Consider the following 14,318-nt stretch of genomic DNA (forward strand, 5'->3'; position numbering starts at 1 on the left):
AAAATATCTTTTTATTTTGATGAACTTGAGATGCTGCAATACTTCTATAAAAACCTCCGTTACTTATGATACGGTTCCCCCTTCATTATCCTAAACCCTCTATACACCTGCTCTAACAGCATTACCCTAAAAAGCTGATGTGGAAAGGTCATTTTCGAAAAGCATAGTTTATAATTCGCCCTATTTAATACTTGCTGGGAAAGTCCTAGTGATCCGCCTATAGCAAAAGCTATATTACTTTCTCCCTTAACCCCTAGATCTTTTATATGCTCCGAAAATTCTTCTGAAGAAAGCATCTTACCCTTAAGATCAAGAGCTATAACATACATATTATCCTTTAAGACCTTAAGTATAGCTTCGCCTTCCTTTTCTTTTATAATTAACTCTTCTTTTTGTGAGGCATTATCTGGTGTTTTTTCGTCTGCCAGTTCTATTACTTCAAGCTTGCAGTATCTTTGTAGTCTTTTTGAGTACTCATCTATGGCATCCCTTAGGTACTTTTCTTTTATTTTTCCTACAGAAACTAATAATATATTCATTCTATGTATCTCCTCTTAATAATCATATAATAAACAAATTCATTTATCTGCAATTAAAATTTATACCAAAATAATTATATCATTATAAATAATGTATTCAATTAAATAAATTTTAAAGAAAAAATTATAATTAGCTTTTCTAAACATATAATTATTATTATTTCTTAAAGAATAAATAGGTAATATGATATAATATACTTAATCTTCTGAAAACTATTAACTTTTGGAGGTGTTTTTGTGAATAAGGCTATTTTAACTGGTAATGAAGCTATCAGTAGGGGCTTCTGGGAGGCCGGAGGGCTAATTGCATCTAGCTATCCTGGCTCTCCTACAGTATCAATTCTTGAAAGCATGAAAACCTATGATGAAATCTACGCAGAATGGGCAACTAATGAAAAAGTAGCCATGGAAGTTGCTATGGGTGGAAGTATAGCTGGAGCTAGGTCTTTAGTTTCTATGAAACATGTAGGAATTAATATAGCCTCAGATCCCTTCATGACTTTTACTCAAATTAGGACTAAAGGAGGTTTTTTGTTAGTGGTTGGCGACGACCCAGGACTTACCTCCTCACAAAACGAACAGGATAGCAGATTTTGGGGAAAGTTTGCTAATATACCTATATTAGACCCCTCCTCTCCACAAGAAGTTAAGGATTATATAAAAGATGGAATAAAAATAAGCGAAGAGTTTAATACACCTGTGCTTATAAGACTTACCAGCAGATTATGCCATAGCAGGGCAGTGGTAGAACTAGAGGAAAGAGAAGAAGTAAGCTCCGAAGGTTTTATTCCTGATCAATCTAGATATTGTATGCTTCCTCCTTACGCCAATGCGGCACAATATTTCATGAAGGAGAGAATGGAAAAGCTTAAAGCCTTCAATAATAATAACTCTAAAAACACATTAGAAATTAATAACTCTAAGGCCTTAGTTATAACCAGCAGCTTATGTTATGCAAATTTAAAAGAAATTAATGCTCCTGTAGATATATTAAAGCTTGCTATGGTTTGGCCTCTTCCTATAGAATACATTGAAAGTATTTCAGATAAATATGAGAAGATATTAATCTTAGAAGAAACTTTGGGATTTATTGAGGAAGAACTTAAAATTAATAATATAGCAGTAGAGGGCAAAAAATATTTTCCTTTCACTGGAGAGCTTTCTATAGATGCTATTAAAGTGGGTTTGAAGGAAGCAGGTATTATAGACTTTACTGCTAAAAATATAGATGCTGAAAAAGTACCTCTTAGAACTCCAATGCTTTGTTCTGGATGTCCCCATAGGCCCATATTCCACATCTTAAAAATGGCCAAGGCTACTGTTATGGGGGATATAGGCTGTTATTCTCTTGGAATATTAGAACCCTTTGAAGTTCATAAAACAAATATAAGCATGGGAGCCTCCTTAGGCATGGTGTTAGGTGTAGCAAAAGCTCATAAAAAGCTAGGAATTAAAAAGCCAATGGTTGCTACTATTGGTGATGGAACCTTCTTTCACTCAGGTATGACTGGATTCTTACAATTAGTTGGTTGTAAAGAAAATATTACTGTTATTGTTATGGATAACAGAACCACTGCCATGACTGGTGGTCAGATTACTCCTACTACCAGTGAATATTTTAAGCATATAGATTCTAATGCTGTGAGCATAGCAGGGGTTTTGAAATCCTTTGGTATAGAGGATATAACTGTGGTAGATCAATTTAAATATAAGGAAACCAAAGAAACTATTCTAAATGCTATGAAGAGGGAAGGATTATCTGTAGTTATAACCACTAGGCCTTGTGCCATAAACTTTAAAGTAAAAGAACCTCATTTTTATGTAGATGAGAATATTTGTATCAGCTGCAGAAATTGTATAAGAACTAACTGTCCTCCTATATCAATGCAGCAATATGAAGGCAAAGAAAAGAAGAATTCTTATATAGATCCTGATATGTGCGTTGGGTGCTCAGTGTGTTCTCAGGTCTGTCCTGTAGGAGCAATTAAGAGAAGCACTACTACTGATTAGGAGGGAATTAATATGGGTATTACTAATATTTTTATTAGTGGCGTAGGTGGCCAAGGATTGGTACTAGCTACTGGAATATTATCTGAAGTTATATTTAAAGAAGGTCTTGATATTAAAACCAGTGATGTAATTGGACTATCGCAAAGAGGCGGTATGATCTGGGGAAGTGTCAGATTTGGAGAAAGTGTACCTTCCTCCATGATTCCTGTAGGTGAAGCACACATACTATTAGCCATGGAAAAGCTAGAGGCCCTAAGATGGTGTCATTTGGTTGCTCCCGGTGGTAAGGTTATAATTAATGAAGAAGCGATATTCCCAAATAGGGTGTTGATTGAAAAAGAGGAATATCCTTTAGATATAAATGAACGAATTTTATCAAGAAATTTAGAGCTTATTTCCGTTAATGCTAAAGAAAAGGCTAGAGCTTTAGGAAATATTAAAGTGTCTAATATATATCTTCTAGGAGTGTTATCTAGATATTTGCCTTTTGATGAAAATACTTGGTTAGAGGTAATTAAAAATTATGTACCTAAGAAAACCTTGGATGTAAACTTAACTGCCTTTAAAGAGGGAAGAGCATAATAAACATCATCATTCTATAAAGACTTGTAGTAATATAATTTTTACTACAAGTCTTTAAATATTATGTCATATCAACTAATATCTTATCCACAAAAGAATAAGAAATATTGCTGCTGCTCCCATCATAAACATTCCCGATATGGATGTTAAAACTACTAAATGATCCTTAGGTTCCGCTTCTTCATGAAAATCAAACCTATGAGACCATTTAATAGCTCTCTCAGGATCCTTAAAGTTGAAATACCCTAAAACACCAAGGCCTATAAAAATTAAAGATCCTAATAATTTCAAGATAATTCTCATGTTTACCATCTCCATTATAAATTAATACCTTATAAACAATTATAAGGTAAATTGTACTTTATTACAAGGTTTTCTCAATCGCTTTCAAGATTTAATTATATTGTTTTTATATCTTATTTCACATAATAATTTTATATCAAAAACAAAAAACACCCATGCAAGGTGTTTTTATGTAAAAATACTATTGTCCACAGCACTTTTTATATTTTTTTCCGCTACCGCAAGGACAAGGATCGTTTCTTCCTATCTTATCATTATTTACAACCGTTTTAGAATCTCTCCATTGTTTTTGTATTTCTTTTCTCTTTTCTTTTGAGAATATAGCCTCCCATTGTGGAAGCTCATATAAATAGTCTGCTTTTGCATCTAACATATTGAAATATAATTTTTCAAAATCAACTTTAAACTCAATTTTAGTATCTGCTTCAATGCTTTCCAAATCTAATGCAGTCTCTAGACTGTCATTTATTCCATCCACAAATCCCATAATAAATTCTGGAGTAGTTTCAAATTCCTTAGCTAATTCATTTATACTTTGAACCATAACTTCATTGTGATTTGCTAATATTTTTGTATATATGCTATCTTCCATAGCGCTATATTCTTTCCAAAAAGCCTCTTCTCCTCTGTGCTTTACATATTCTATAACCATATCTGTCCATTGTTTATATAAACTCATCTTTCCTGTCTCCCTCTATATATATTTATTTTATTATAATAAAGCTCTTTAAGATTTTCAAGGCTTAAAACCTGATTACTGTTTATGCTTCATCTCTTTATGCACCACTAATAAGCATTGAGATATCTCATCACAATAATCACATTTTAAGGCTTTACTCTATTTAAAAATTGAAAGAGTGTCTATTGTTTATTTTTTATTGTGGCAATATCATCCTTTCCAAAGGGCTTTGATATATTAAAATTGCCCCCTAGAACTTCTGTGTCTTGATTTTCTATCATTATTTTAACTTTAGATATAGAAGATAGCTGACTTAAAGAAGTAACAATACTTTTTAAACAAGCTTCTTCTTTAGTGGCAGTCATTTTTACCTTAGCTTCCTTACTTAGATTTATAAAAGCTATACCATCCTTTATAGAGAAGCTTAAAAGCCTTGTATCCTTTGGCAATACAGGTTTAGACTTGCTATTTATAGCAGGTCCTTTAATAAGGCCATTAACTATAACTTCACCTATTATTTCTTCCTTTGAAATAAATATCTCCTCTTTTGCAATCTCAACTTTATTTTCTGCTGGAGAGGCATCAAAATAAATATCTAAATCTACGTATCCATCCTTTTCTTTAGGTAGTTCGATATTCTTTACCCTCTCTTTATTATTTATACTTATCTTATCTTCTTTAGCACACCCTGATGTAATCATGGAGGTAGTGCATAAAACTGCACATAAATATAAATTCACTTTTCTAATCATATCTCTTCTTCCCCTATAAAATAAAATTAATTAAGTATTTTACAACTCATGGTAACTGCTAGGTTTACCCCTATCAGCCATGGTTAAAAACACATCTCTATCTAATTTTATATTTTTATCATTTAATACATTAACTACAGTTTGATATGCTAAGTCTGGATAATTATTAGTTTTGCTTAAATGTCCGAGAACTATTTTTTTAGGATTATGATTTGTTATATCTGCTATAGCAATACCACAAGCCTCATTAGATAAATGACCTATATCACTTAATATTCTTCTCTTTAAAGGATAAGGATATGGTCCGAATTTTAACATCTCCACATCATGATTGCTTTCAAGCAGAATTAAATCAGAATCTTTTATATTAGTCTTTACCTCCTCAGTAAAACAGCCTAAATCAGTAGCTATACTAACCTTTTTACCCTTATAGTGTATAGAATACCCTACAGGACAAGCTGCATCATGAGGTATTGAATAATTAACAATATCCATATCTTTTATGGATATAACCTTTTTATCCATAATTTTTATATTGTGTTCTTTTATTTTGCCTATACTACTTCCCATGGCTATCCAAGTTCTCTCATTTGCATATACGGGTATATCATATTTTCTAGATAGTACCCCTACCCCCTTTATATGGTCACTATGCTCATGAGTTATAAAAATTCCGTCTATTTCTGAAGGACACTCAGATATTTCTTTAAGAGCAGCTTCTATACTTTTACCCGGTAAGCCCACATCAACTAGAATCTTCGCCTCTCCTGAGGAAACAAAAATACTATTTCCGCTGCTCCCACTATATAAAGAGCAAAAAATCATCTATACTTTCCCCCATTAAATACTTTCTCTTCTTATGTCTGCACCTAAAGCTTTAAACTTAATTTCTATATTAGGGTATCCTCTATCTATATGGTCAATGCCTTCTATTTCCGTAGTTCCTTCAGCGATAAGTCCAGCTATGACCATAGCTGCTCCAGCTCTTAGATCTGTAGCCTTAACTATAGCCCCCGTCATCCTATTTACTCCATCTATTATAGCAGTCCTTCCTTCTACTTTTATGTTGGCTCCCATTTTCTTTAGTTCATCTACATGTTTAAATCTGCTTTCCCATATGCTTTCGTTTATTATACTTCTACCATCCGCTACAGATAATATAGTGGACATAGGCTGTTGAACATCCGTGGGAAACCCTGGATAAGGCGATGTTTTAATATTTACGCTCTTAAGCTTTCCTGAAGATTTTACTTTTACAGAATCATCCTCTTCTATTATCTCAGCGCCCATTTCTATAAGCTTAGCAGAAATGGATTCCAGATGTTTTGGTATAACATTTGTTATAACAACCTCTCCCCCACAAGCTGCTGCAGCTATCATATATGTACCGGCTTCTATTTGATCTGGTATTACACTGTAATTACAACCTTTAAGCTTTTCTACCCCTGTTATTCTTATGACATCTGTTCCTGCACCTTTTATATTAGCTCCCATGGAGTTTAAAAAGTTAGCTACATCAACTACATGGGGTTCTCTCGCAGGATTTTCCAAAGTAGTAGTTCCTTCTGCTAAAGTTGCTGCTAACATAACATTTATAGTTGCTCCAACACTAACTACATCAAAAAATATACTAGCTCCTACTAATTTATCTGCCTTTACAATTACAGCTCCATGCTCTATTTTAACTTTAGCTCCTAAAGCCTCGAAACCTTTAATATGTTGATCAATGGGTCTTACCCCGATAGGGCACCCCCCTGGAAGCTCCACTCTTGCTTCCTTAAATCTTCCTAATAAAGCTCCTATCAAATAATAAGAAGCTCTCATTCTTCTCACATCTTCAGTGCATGCATCTAAGCTCATGATATTACTACTATCAATACTTAAACTATTATTATCAACTTTTATTTTGCATCCTAATCCTTGTAGTATTCTTTCTAAACAATGAACATCTTCTATATTTGGTATATTATCTATATTGCAAGGTCCTTCGCTAGCCATTATAGCAGCAGGGATTATTGCTACTGCCGCATTTTTTGCTCCACTTATTTCAATTTCTCCAAAAAGAGGTCTTCCGCCTTTTATAATTAATTTTTCCATTATATTTCACCCTTACTAAAATAATTCTATAAATCTATTTTCCATCTCTATATAAAATTCTAACTTAAGCTCACATATACAGTAAAATTTATAAATATACTTTCATAACTTTCATTATATCACAATTTACTAGGATATTAGCAATGTTTTTTTTATTATATACTGTCAATATAATGAAATATTAATAGCTACCTTTTTTATACATAATATTTTAAATATTAATAACTTATTTTATTATATATTAAACGGGTTTACTGTTAAATACCGTAATAATTATTGGAACAAAAATAATAGGGTCATTATTTATACGACATTGACCAATAGTTAATTTATTAATTAACTATTGGTCAAGCATATAACAATGACCCTATAATATAATGTATCCTAGTTATCTCATAGGTTCGAAGCTTCCACAATCTGTGGCTTCTACTTCTTTAGCCATAGCTGTATTCTTAACAACCTGTATTTGATTTAATGTGCAATAATTGTCATCTTTACAATGATATTTACACTCTGTAACTACACATCCTATGCTTTCATTATGTCTCATTATGTATCATCCTTTCAAATTAAACTTACATATATATTATTTGTAATTGCATTATTATTATTCAATATAATTTTAAAGATATCTTTAAGATCTATAGTATGAAAATTATCAAATAATACGTAAAATACAGATTATTATTTCTATTTGCTTTATATATAATGTACTAGTGTGTTATAATTATTTCTATATTCTTTATTTTAAAATACATATAGTGTACAAGCGGAGGTAGAAAATGAGATATTATTTAGTAGCATTATTTGATGAGGAGTCCTACAAGACCATAGAACCTATACAGCGAAATATTTGTAGAAAGTATAAATTATATAAAAATCTACCTATGCTGCATATAACTTTAGAAATAATCGAAGATGCCAATATAGAAAAACTAGATTATGTGTTATCAGATTTGCTTAAGTCATATAAGAGATTTAAGGTTGAATTAAGCGATGTAATATGCTTTGATGAACCCTATAAATCTGTTAATCTAAAAGTAGAAAGCAAAGGCTATATAAAGAGATTGGCTAGAACTATAAATGACACCCTTAAGCTTTATGGATTTAATGTAAGAGACACTATAGATGGTTGGGATTTACATGTTTCTTTAGCAAACACAAACTACGCTATTAGAGAGTGGTCAAAAAATGAATATGCCAGTGCCTGTGGCAACGCTAAAAATAATGGTTTTTATCGTATGGCAAGAATAGATAGAATAGAATTATGGAAACCTATTAATAACAAAAAAGAAATGGTAGTAAAAAGTTATCCTTTAAAAACCTTCTAAAATTTTATTTTTTGAGAATACTAAATCATATTATTATAACTTATAAATTTTAGTTATAATGATATGATTTTTATTTTTAAATGGATTTAATGTAAATTTTACTTAATAATAACTTAAATAACATAAAGAATTTTTACAAAAATATAAAAAATTCTTTTGATATCGTTTTCTGAAACTTTTCAATTTTAATATTATTAGTTACAATATATAGGTAATGAAATTGGTATATATAGAAAGGCGGCCTTATTCTATGGACTTAACAAAACTATTTAAGTTACAAAAAAATCTTAATGAACGCATAGTTAATGAACATAATTTAGACGAAAGCTCCTTATTTCCAAAAAAAATTCTTTCATTACATGTAGAGTTAGCAGAACTAGCTAATGAAACTAGATGTTTTAAATATTGGAGCAAAAAGTCCCCAGCCCCAAGAGAAAAAGTTCTAGAAGAATATGTGGATTGTTTACACTTTATATTAACTATAGGACTAGATAAAAGCTATACTGATATTACTTTAGAAATCAAACCCAATGATTATAGCTTAACAGATCAATTCCTTAACCTGTACATAGATATAAATGATTTAGTAATATCCCCTTCAAAAGATCACTACATAACTTTATTTGAAGATTTTTTAAGCTTAGGACTCAGCTTAGGATTTCCTATAGAGGATATAGAAAATGCTTACCTAGACAAAAATAACATTAATCATCAAAGACAAAATATAGGATATTGATCTCTAACATTTATGTTAGAGTCTTTTTTTTAAGATACTAGACATTGTAAATAAAATAGTTTATTTTAGGGAAAGATAGCCACTGAGGTGGTTAAAATGTTAGGAATTATTTTTTCAATTGTGGCTGGAGTAGCCATGAGCATTCAAGGAGTTTTCAATACCCGTTTAGGACAAAAAATAGGCCTATGGGAAACTAATATACTAGTTCAAGGTATTGGTTTTGTTATAGCGCTGCTACTGTTTTTTTTCTTAGGTGATGGCAATATAAAAGACATTAAATCCGTAAACAAATTTTATCTTTTAGGTGGAGTCATTGGAGTACTAATCACTTATTCTGTAATGAAAGGTATAGATCTTATGGGACCTACCTATTCTATAGCTACTATTCTTGTAGCACAACTTACTGCTGCAGCATTAATTGATGCTTTTGCACTTTTTGATACTAATAAGATACAATTTGGATTGACCAAAATACTAGGTATTGTCATAATGGTTTTAGGTATTATAATTTTTAAATGGAAAGGCTAAAAATAAGGGGGCTGCTAAAATGGAAATAGATAGGGAAGTTAAAAAATCACCCAAGTTATTTCTTGTCCTTTCAAAATTTTGGTTCAACCTAAAATTTCTTATAATACTACATAATAGGAATTTTTTATCATATTTTAAAATAACTGCAGATCCCTTAAGAGAGCCAATCTATGAAAATTCTGTTCATTGGTTGGGTCACGCTACCGCCATAATAAACTTATATGGTAAAATAATAGTTACAGATCCAGTAGTTGGCTCCCTAGGGTATTTTAAAAGGTTAGTTAAACCATCCTTAGATCTATCCAAAATTAAAATTGATTATATATTACTTTCTCATGGTCATATGGATCATATGGATTTTGCCTCCCTTTATAAATTAAATAAGGATTGTTATATTATAGCTCCTAAAGGATATAGGAGAATCTTGAAAGCCTTAGGTTTTAAGAATATCATAATATTAAATGATCATGAGGAATATAAAGACGAGCATGTACATATAAGTGCCCTGACTGCAAATCATGATGGCAGAAGATATTATTTGGGTAAAAACTATCACAGTAACTCTTATATAATAGAATCTAAGGATAAAAAGATATTTTTTGCAGGAGACACTGCCTATACTGAAGAATTTAAGGATATAGCTTGCAATCTATGCTTAATGCCTGTAGGTTGCTATAAACCTCAGAGCTTTGAAAAGATGCATTGTACTCCTGAACAAAGCTTTAAAATGTTTAAAATGATGAAAAGTTATAGAATGGTTCCTATACATTATAAAACTTTCATTCTTTCTCACGAAAATTCTGATGAAACCTTAAGCATTTTAAAAAAAATAAATGATGGTTCCATAGAAATAATTGATATAGGCCAAACTATAGGTCTGTAATATTCTAATATGACATTAATAGTTTCATAAATTGTGACTCTATTTATGAAGGGGGATCTTTATGGATTTTAAACAAATCGAAGCCTTTATTAGCGTAGCTAAATTAAAGAGCTTCTCCAAAGCTGCTAATTCAATATATCTGTCTCAACCAACTATAAGTTCTCATATATCAAGTTTAGAAAAAGAATTGAGTGTGCAATTATTTGATAGAAACTCAAAAGAAGTTAATCTTACCCCTGCAGGTAAGTGCTTTTTAGATTATGCCGTAGATATAATAAATATAAGAAACACTGCCATCAGTAATTTAAGCGATTTTAACAGTACAATATGCGGCACCCTTAACTTATCTGCCAGCACCACTCCCTGCAATACTATAGTACCTGCTTTAATAAATAAGTTTAGTTCTATGTATCCTGATATCAGTTTTAATATAATAGAACAAAGCTCTGGGAAAATAGTTGAGGATATAATAAACCTAGAATGTGAAATAGGTATAGTAGGAAGTATAACACTTAGCGATAAGATAAAAAGCTTCTGCTTAGTTGAGGACGAGATTGTATTTGTGTCAAGTCCTACCTTAAATATTCCTGAATACATTGACTTATCTTCTTTAACTAAATACAGATTTATTATGAGAGAAAAAAATTCTGCTACAAGAAGAACCTTTGAAAACGAATTAATGAATATGGACTTTAATCCTAATAAGTTAAACATCTGTTGTGAAGTTAATAACTTAGATACCCTTTTGCAGTTTGTTAAAGCTGGTACAGGCGTTTCTATAGTGTCCAAGGAGGTATGCTCTGATTACATAGCTTCTAATAAATTAAAAGTAAGTAAAATAGAAGGAATGTGCATAAAAAGGTGTATTTATCTCGTGATAAATTCAAAGAGAACTTTAACTCCTACCGCCAGAGCCTTTTTTAATCTCTGTAAAGATCAATTTCACTTAAAAGAAGACCTAGGTATATGAAGATGTCCTTCATCCAGATTGATTTAGTATCTGAGCTACTCCTTGGATGAAGGGCATTTTTCTAATAATTAATGACATCCACTGCAAGTAGAACATCCTCCACTGCAGCTTCCTCCCTTACCATAAAACTTTCCTTTGTAAACTCTATTAATTTTTTCGCTTCCACAATGTGGACACGTCACTTTATCTTCAGAGTTTTTTACTAGTTCAAAAAATTCTTTACTGCACTTTTCACATTTATAATCAATCAATGGCATAATATTACTCCTTCCATAATATTTTTAATTATATATAAAATTATAGTATCATAAGCCTTAATTTTAAATATCATTTTTTAAGTATTTACATATACTATATACTGTAATATTTTAGGGGAGTTTTATGATGTTTTCATTAAAGAATAAATTAAGTCCTGATTTAAAGATTGCTGTTGAAAATAAAATATATAAAAGCTTTAGAGTTATAATACATTGTAAAAACCTTCAAAAGAATATAGAAAGTAAAATTTCCTCCTATAAGGGAAGTTTAATTCGTTCTATTACAAAATGCTCCTTAATCTCTGCTCAATTAACTCCTCACGCTATAGAAAGACTCATAGAATTTCCTGAGGTAAACTATATTTCTTTTGATAAGTATTCCTATATCTGCGGAAATAGTATTCAAAGCTCAAATGGTATAAGATTAGCTGAAAAATACAAGCTTACTGGCAAAGGTATTGGTATAGGTATAATAGACACAGGAGTCTATCCCCACAGTGACTTAATAAATCCAGTTAATCGTATTAAGCACTTTGTAGACCTTATTAATGGGTGTAAATACCCTTATGATGATAACGGTCATGGAACCTTTGTTAGTGGATTAATAGGTGGAAATGGACTAAGCTCCAAAGGCATATATAAAGGTATAGCAGAAAACTCTTCTATTTGCTGCTATAAAGCCTTTAATTCTAAAGGAAGAGCGTATATTTCTGATGTTCTATATTCTATTCAAGGTATCATAGAGCAGAGTAAAGAACTTAACATAAGAGTACTATGCCTACCTTTTGAAATAGCCGAATATGATTTTTTGGTAAACTCATATTTTTCAATATTATTTGAGGAGGCAGCTAAAGCAAACATAATCACCATTGTTCCTAGTGGCAGCAATGATAACATAGAAGGATCAATAAGAGGTTTAGCCATACTTCCAAACTGTATAACTGTTGGAGGTATCGATACATCTAAAGACAAAACCTCCTATAAATATTCGTCTTCAGGGCCAGTAGCTAAGCTAGAAAAGCCTGATTTAGTAGCTGCCTGCGTTGATATAATAGGCTTAAATTGTAATAGTAACTATATTTCTGAACGGAAAGGCTCTAAAGTCTATCCCTATGCCTTAGAAGATCCTTATACTTCTTATAGTGGAACATCCTGTGCCGCAGCCTATATAGCTGGAATTTGCGCCTTACTTCTAGAAAATAACCCTAATCTAGGCTTTAAAGATATACTCTCCTTATTAAAGGTATCCTGTAATCTCATAGAAATACCTAAGGCTCTTCAAGGAAGTGGAGTTATTAATATAAACAAACTGCTCCCTTAAACGAAAAGACGTAGCCATTAGGAATCCTTCCTAATTGTGCATTTTAAATTCAAAAAAAGCGACGTTAGTCGCTTTTTCTTATCTTATATAGGCTGAAGGGTTTTGAGCTACTCCATTAACTCTCAGTTCAAAATGAAGATGCGGTCCTGTGCTTCTTCCTGTATTCCCTACTCTTCCAATAATATCTCCTTTTTTTATGTTCTGTCCTACCTTTACATTTATATCGCTACAATGACCATATAGGGTTTCTATACCCTTTCCATGATCTATTTTAATAACCTTCCCATATATGCTATCAAATGTGGCCATATTTACCACTCCGTCTAAAGCAGCATACACTGGGTCTCCAATTTTTCCTGCTATATCTATGCCGTGATGGGTTTCATTTCCCCAACGAGTTCCAAAATTAGAGGTTATCATACCTCTAGAGGGTGAAGATAAAAAGGCTATAGATGCACCTATAGGATTTTTAGTACCTTTTAAAATTACTCTGTCCTTAGGTTTAACTAGAATATTTGAACTAGTGACTTTTTCAGCTACTACTTTTAAATTATTAATAGTTACTAATTTATTAACCTCTTTTAAACCATCCTCACCTTTAAATTTTACTTTGCTCTCTCCCATAAACAGTTCATCACTAGCATATTGATATGTAGCTGGAACTATCTTTTCATTCTTCTTACTATTAGCATATATTTCAATGGTAATTACGGGTTTTTGTGATTTTTCGTTATAATTTAAAATGGCCTTGTATATGCTGTCACTATTATTTATATCTGACATAAGTAACTTCTTAGGTAAATATGTAATAGGTTCCTTTATACTTGTCTTAACCAAATTACTTTTGTCTATTTTATTTAGACTTATGTAATATTCTTTTATACTTTCAATTATCTTGTCACCTTGTTCTTTGTTTAACACGGTACCTACCCTTTTATCTCCAATTTTCATATCAAAGCAGTCTACTTCTACATTCATACTAGCTGTTATATTATTCTTCACTAATTCATCATTGCTTATTAAGTCCTTATGAATAAATACCTTGCTAAAAGTTATCTTAGAATCTAAACTTACTGTTCCATACTTAAGGGTTAAATCTTTGTAAAAATCTCCATACAGCTTCTCTACTCTCTCTTTGCTTTCTGAATAGGCAATACAATGGTTATTTAAAAAAGCCTCATAAGCAATGATTTTATCATCTAAATAATGTACAACTATCCAAGGAACTATAAAGGCCAGAGTAAGAAAACATAATTTTCTAATCAGCTTATACTTAGAGTCCAATTTTTTTACTTCCTTTCTTTAAAGTATCTTTTACTGTAAATGGCAT

At 31.4% G+C, this 14,318-nt stretch carries 17 protein-coding genes; 8 read left to right on the forward strand and 9 right to left on the reverse strand.

Features of this window, described 5'->3' with window-relative positions; translation table 11 throughout:
• Positions 1 to 59: 59 nt before the first annotated feature.
• Positions 60 to 539 (reverse strand): 23S rRNA (pseudouridine(1915)-N(3))-methyltransferase RlmH, encoded by a 480-nt coding sequence (gene rlmH, locus BN2665_RS25515; RefSeq protein WP_055669893.1) that lies wholly within the window; start codon positions 537 to 539, stop codon positions 60 to 62.
• A 237-nt stretch (positions 540 to 776) separates the two neighbouring features.
• Between rlmH and BN2665_RS25520 the strand changes: the two genes are divergently transcribed.
• Entirely contained in the window at positions 777 to 2,549 is a 1,773-nt protein-coding gene (locus BN2665_RS25520; RefSeq protein WP_055669894.1) for a thiamine pyrophosphate-dependent enzyme, read from the forward strand.
• Positions 2,550 to 2,561: 12 nt separating this feature from the next.
• Positions 2,562 to 3,131 carry an indolepyruvate oxidoreductase subunit beta gene (locus BN2665_RS25525; protein WP_055669895.1) on the forward strand — a complete coding sequence of 190 codons (570 nt, stop codon included), beginning with the start codon at positions 2,562 to 2,564 and terminating at the stop codon, positions 3,129 to 3,131.
• A 75-nt stretch (positions 3,132 to 3,206) separates the two neighbouring features.
• Here BN2665_RS25525 and BN2665_RS25530 read toward each other — a convergent pair whose 3' ends face one another.
• The 6 genes from BN2665_RS25530 to BN2665_RS26610 all read right to left on the reverse strand — a co-directional run bounded on the left by BN2665_RS25530 (position 3,207) and on the right by BN2665_RS26610 (position 7,512).
• On the reverse strand, positions 3,207 to 3,434 hold the full coding sequence (locus BN2665_RS25530) for a DUF6199 family natural product biosynthesis protein (protein ID WP_055669896.1): 228 nt from the start codon (positions 3,432 to 3,434) through the stop codon (positions 3,207 to 3,209).
• A gap of 181 nt (positions 3,435 to 3,615) precedes the next feature.
• Positions 3,616 to 4,113 (reverse strand): SEC-C metal-binding domain-containing protein, encoded by a 498-nt coding sequence (locus tag BN2665_RS25535; RefSeq protein ID WP_055669897.1) that lies wholly within the window; start codon positions 4,111 to 4,113, stop codon positions 3,616 to 3,618.
• Between the two features lie 182 nt (positions 4,114 to 4,295).
• Positions 4,296 to 4,865: a GerMN domain-containing protein gene (locus tag BN2665_RS25540; protein WP_055669898.1), complete on the reverse strand. Its 570-nt coding sequence runs from the start codon at positions 4,863 to 4,865 to the stop codon at positions 4,296 to 4,298.
• A 39-nt stretch (positions 4,866 to 4,904) separates the two neighbouring features.
• Positions 4,905 to 5,690 (reverse strand): MBL fold metallo-hydrolase, encoded by a 786-nt coding sequence (locus tag BN2665_RS25545; protein ID WP_055669899.1) that lies wholly within the window; start codon positions 5,688 to 5,690, stop codon positions 4,905 to 4,907.
• A gap of 15 nt (positions 5,691 to 5,705) precedes the next feature.
• A complete protein-coding gene (locus BN2665_RS25550) occupies positions 5,706 to 6,962 on the reverse strand; it encodes a UDP-N-acetylglucosamine 1-carboxyvinyltransferase (RefSeq protein WP_055669900.1) in 1,257 nt (418 codons plus the stop codon).
• A gap of 388 nt (positions 6,963 to 7,350) precedes the next feature.
• Positions 7,351 to 7,512: a DUF1540 domain-containing protein gene (locus BN2665_RS26610; RefSeq protein ID WP_074042406.1), complete on the reverse strand. Its 162-nt coding sequence runs from the start codon at positions 7,510 to 7,512 to the stop codon at positions 7,351 to 7,353.
• Between the two features lie 232 nt (positions 7,513 to 7,744).
• On the opposite strand from BN2665_RS26610, the gene BN2665_RS25555 reads away from it, so the two are divergent.
• From BN2665_RS25555 to BN2665_RS25575, 5 genes are all read left to right on the forward strand, one after another.
• On the forward strand, positions 7,745 to 8,293 hold the full coding sequence (locus BN2665_RS25555; protein WP_055669901.1) for a 2'-5' RNA ligase family protein: 549 nt from the start codon (positions 7,745 to 7,747) through the stop codon (positions 8,291 to 8,293).
• A gap of 250 nt (positions 8,294 to 8,543) precedes the next feature.
• Positions 8,544 to 9,029, forward strand: coding sequence for a dUTP diphosphatase (locus BN2665_RS25560; RefSeq protein ID WP_055669902.1), 486 nt, complete (start codon positions 8,544 to 8,546; stop codon positions 9,027 to 9,029).
• 96 nt (positions 9,030 to 9,125) lie between these two features.
• Positions 9,126 to 9,557 carry a DMT family transporter gene (locus BN2665_RS25565; protein WP_055669903.1) on the forward strand — a complete coding sequence of 144 codons (432 nt, stop codon included), beginning with the start codon at positions 9,126 to 9,128 and terminating at the stop codon, positions 9,555 to 9,557.
• 19 nt (positions 9,558 to 9,576) lie between these two features.
• The gene (locus tag BN2665_RS25570) at positions 9,577 to 10,440 is read left to right on the forward strand and encodes an MBL fold metallo-hydrolase (protein WP_055669904.1); all 864 of its coding nucleotides are present in this window, start codon (positions 9,577 to 9,579) and stop codon (positions 10,438 to 10,440) included.
• 61 nt (positions 10,441 to 10,501) lie between these two features.
• Entirely contained in the window at positions 10,502 to 11,410 is a 909-nt protein-coding gene (locus tag BN2665_RS25575) for a selenium metabolism-associated LysR family transcriptional regulator (RefSeq protein ID WP_055669905.1), read from the forward strand.
• A 68-nt stretch (positions 11,411 to 11,478) separates the two neighbouring features.
• Here the strand turns inward: BN2665_RS25575 and BN2665_RS25580 are convergent, their stop codons facing one another.
• Complete coding sequence (locus BN2665_RS25580) at positions 11,479 to 11,667, reverse strand: FmdB family zinc ribbon protein (protein ID WP_055669906.1); 189 nt, start codon at positions 11,665 to 11,667, stop codon at positions 11,479 to 11,481.
• Between the two features lie 127 nt (positions 11,668 to 11,794).
• On the opposite strand from BN2665_RS25580, the gene BN2665_RS25585 reads away from it, so the two are divergent.
• On the forward strand, positions 11,795 to 12,988 hold the full coding sequence (locus BN2665_RS25585) for a S8 family serine peptidase (protein ID WP_055669907.1): 1,194 nt from the start codon (positions 11,795 to 11,797) through the stop codon (positions 12,986 to 12,988).
• 78 nt (positions 12,989 to 13,066) lie between these two features.
• Here the strand turns inward: BN2665_RS25585 and BN2665_RS27805 are convergent, their stop codons facing one another.
• Positions 13,067 to 14,272 (reverse strand): M23 family metallopeptidase, encoded by a 1,206-nt coding sequence (locus BN2665_RS27805; protein ID WP_055669908.1) that lies wholly within the window; start codon positions 14,270 to 14,272, stop codon positions 13,067 to 13,069.
• Positions 14,273 to 14,318: the final 46 nt, after the last annotated feature.

Origin of the sequence: Desnuesiella massiliensis (assembly GCF_001403615.1) — a bacterium.
Lineage (GTDB): Bacteria > Bacillota > Clostridia > Clostridiales > Clostridiaceae > Desnuesiella > Desnuesiella massiliensis.

Bases quoted from the DNA above. Each gene is read 5' to 3' on its own strand.
- BN2665_RS25540 (WP_055669898.1), bottom strand. From the start codon at position 4,865: ATGATTAGAAAAGTGAATTTATATTTATGTGCAGTTTTATGCACTACC.
- BN2665_RS25570 (WP_055669904.1), top strand. From the start codon at position 9,577: ATGGAAATAGATAGGGAAGTTAAAAAATCACCCAAGTTATTTCTTGTC.
- BN2665_RS25575 (WP_055669905.1), top strand. From the start codon at position 10,502: ATGGATTTTAAACAAATCGAAGCCTTTATTAGCGTAGCTAAATTAAAG.
- BN2665_RS25545 (WP_055669899.1), bottom strand. From the start codon at position 5,690: ATGATTTTTTGCTCTTTATATAGTGGGAGCAGCGGAAATAGTATTTTT.
- BN2665_RS25550 (WP_055669900.1), bottom strand. From the start codon at position 6,962: ATGGAAAAATTAATTATAAAAGGCGGAAGACCTCTTTTTGGAGAAATT.
- BN2665_RS25535 (WP_055669897.1), bottom strand. From the start codon at position 4,113: ATGAGTTTATATAAACAATGGACAGATATGGTTATAGAATATGTAAAG.
- BN2665_RS25585 (WP_055669907.1), top strand. From the start codon at position 11,795: ATGTTTTCATTAAAGAATAAATTAAGTCCTGATTTAAAGATTGCTGTT.
- BN2665_RS25555 (WP_055669901.1), top strand. From the start codon at position 7,745: ATGAGATATTATTTAGTAGCATTATTTGATGAGGAGTCCTACAAGACC.
- BN2665_RS25525 (WP_055669895.1), top strand. From the start codon at position 2,562: ATGGGTATTACTAATATTTTTATTAGTGGCGTAGGTGGCCAAGGATTG.
- BN2665_RS25565 (WP_055669903.1), top strand. From the start codon at position 9,126: ATGTTAGGAATTATTTTTTCAATTGTGGCTGGAGTAGCCATGAGCATT.
- BN2665_RS26610 (WP_074042406.1), bottom strand. From the start codon at position 7,512: ATGAGACATAATGAAAGCATAGGATGTGTAGTTACAGAGTGTAAATAT.
- BN2665_RS25560 (WP_055669902.1), top strand. From the start codon at position 8,544: ATGGACTTAACAAAACTATTTAAGTTACAAAAAAATCTTAATGAACGC.
- BN2665_RS25580 (WP_055669906.1), bottom strand. From the start codon at position 11,667: ATGCCATTGATTGATTATAAATGTGAAAAGTGCAGTAAAGAATTTTTT.
- rlmH (WP_055669893.1), bottom strand. From the start codon at position 539: ATGAATATATTATTAGTTTCTGTAGGAAAAATAAAAGAAAAGTACCTA.
- BN2665_RS25530 (WP_055669896.1), bottom strand. From the start codon at position 3,434: ATGAGAATTATCTTGAAATTATTAGGATCTTTAATTTTTATAGGCCTT.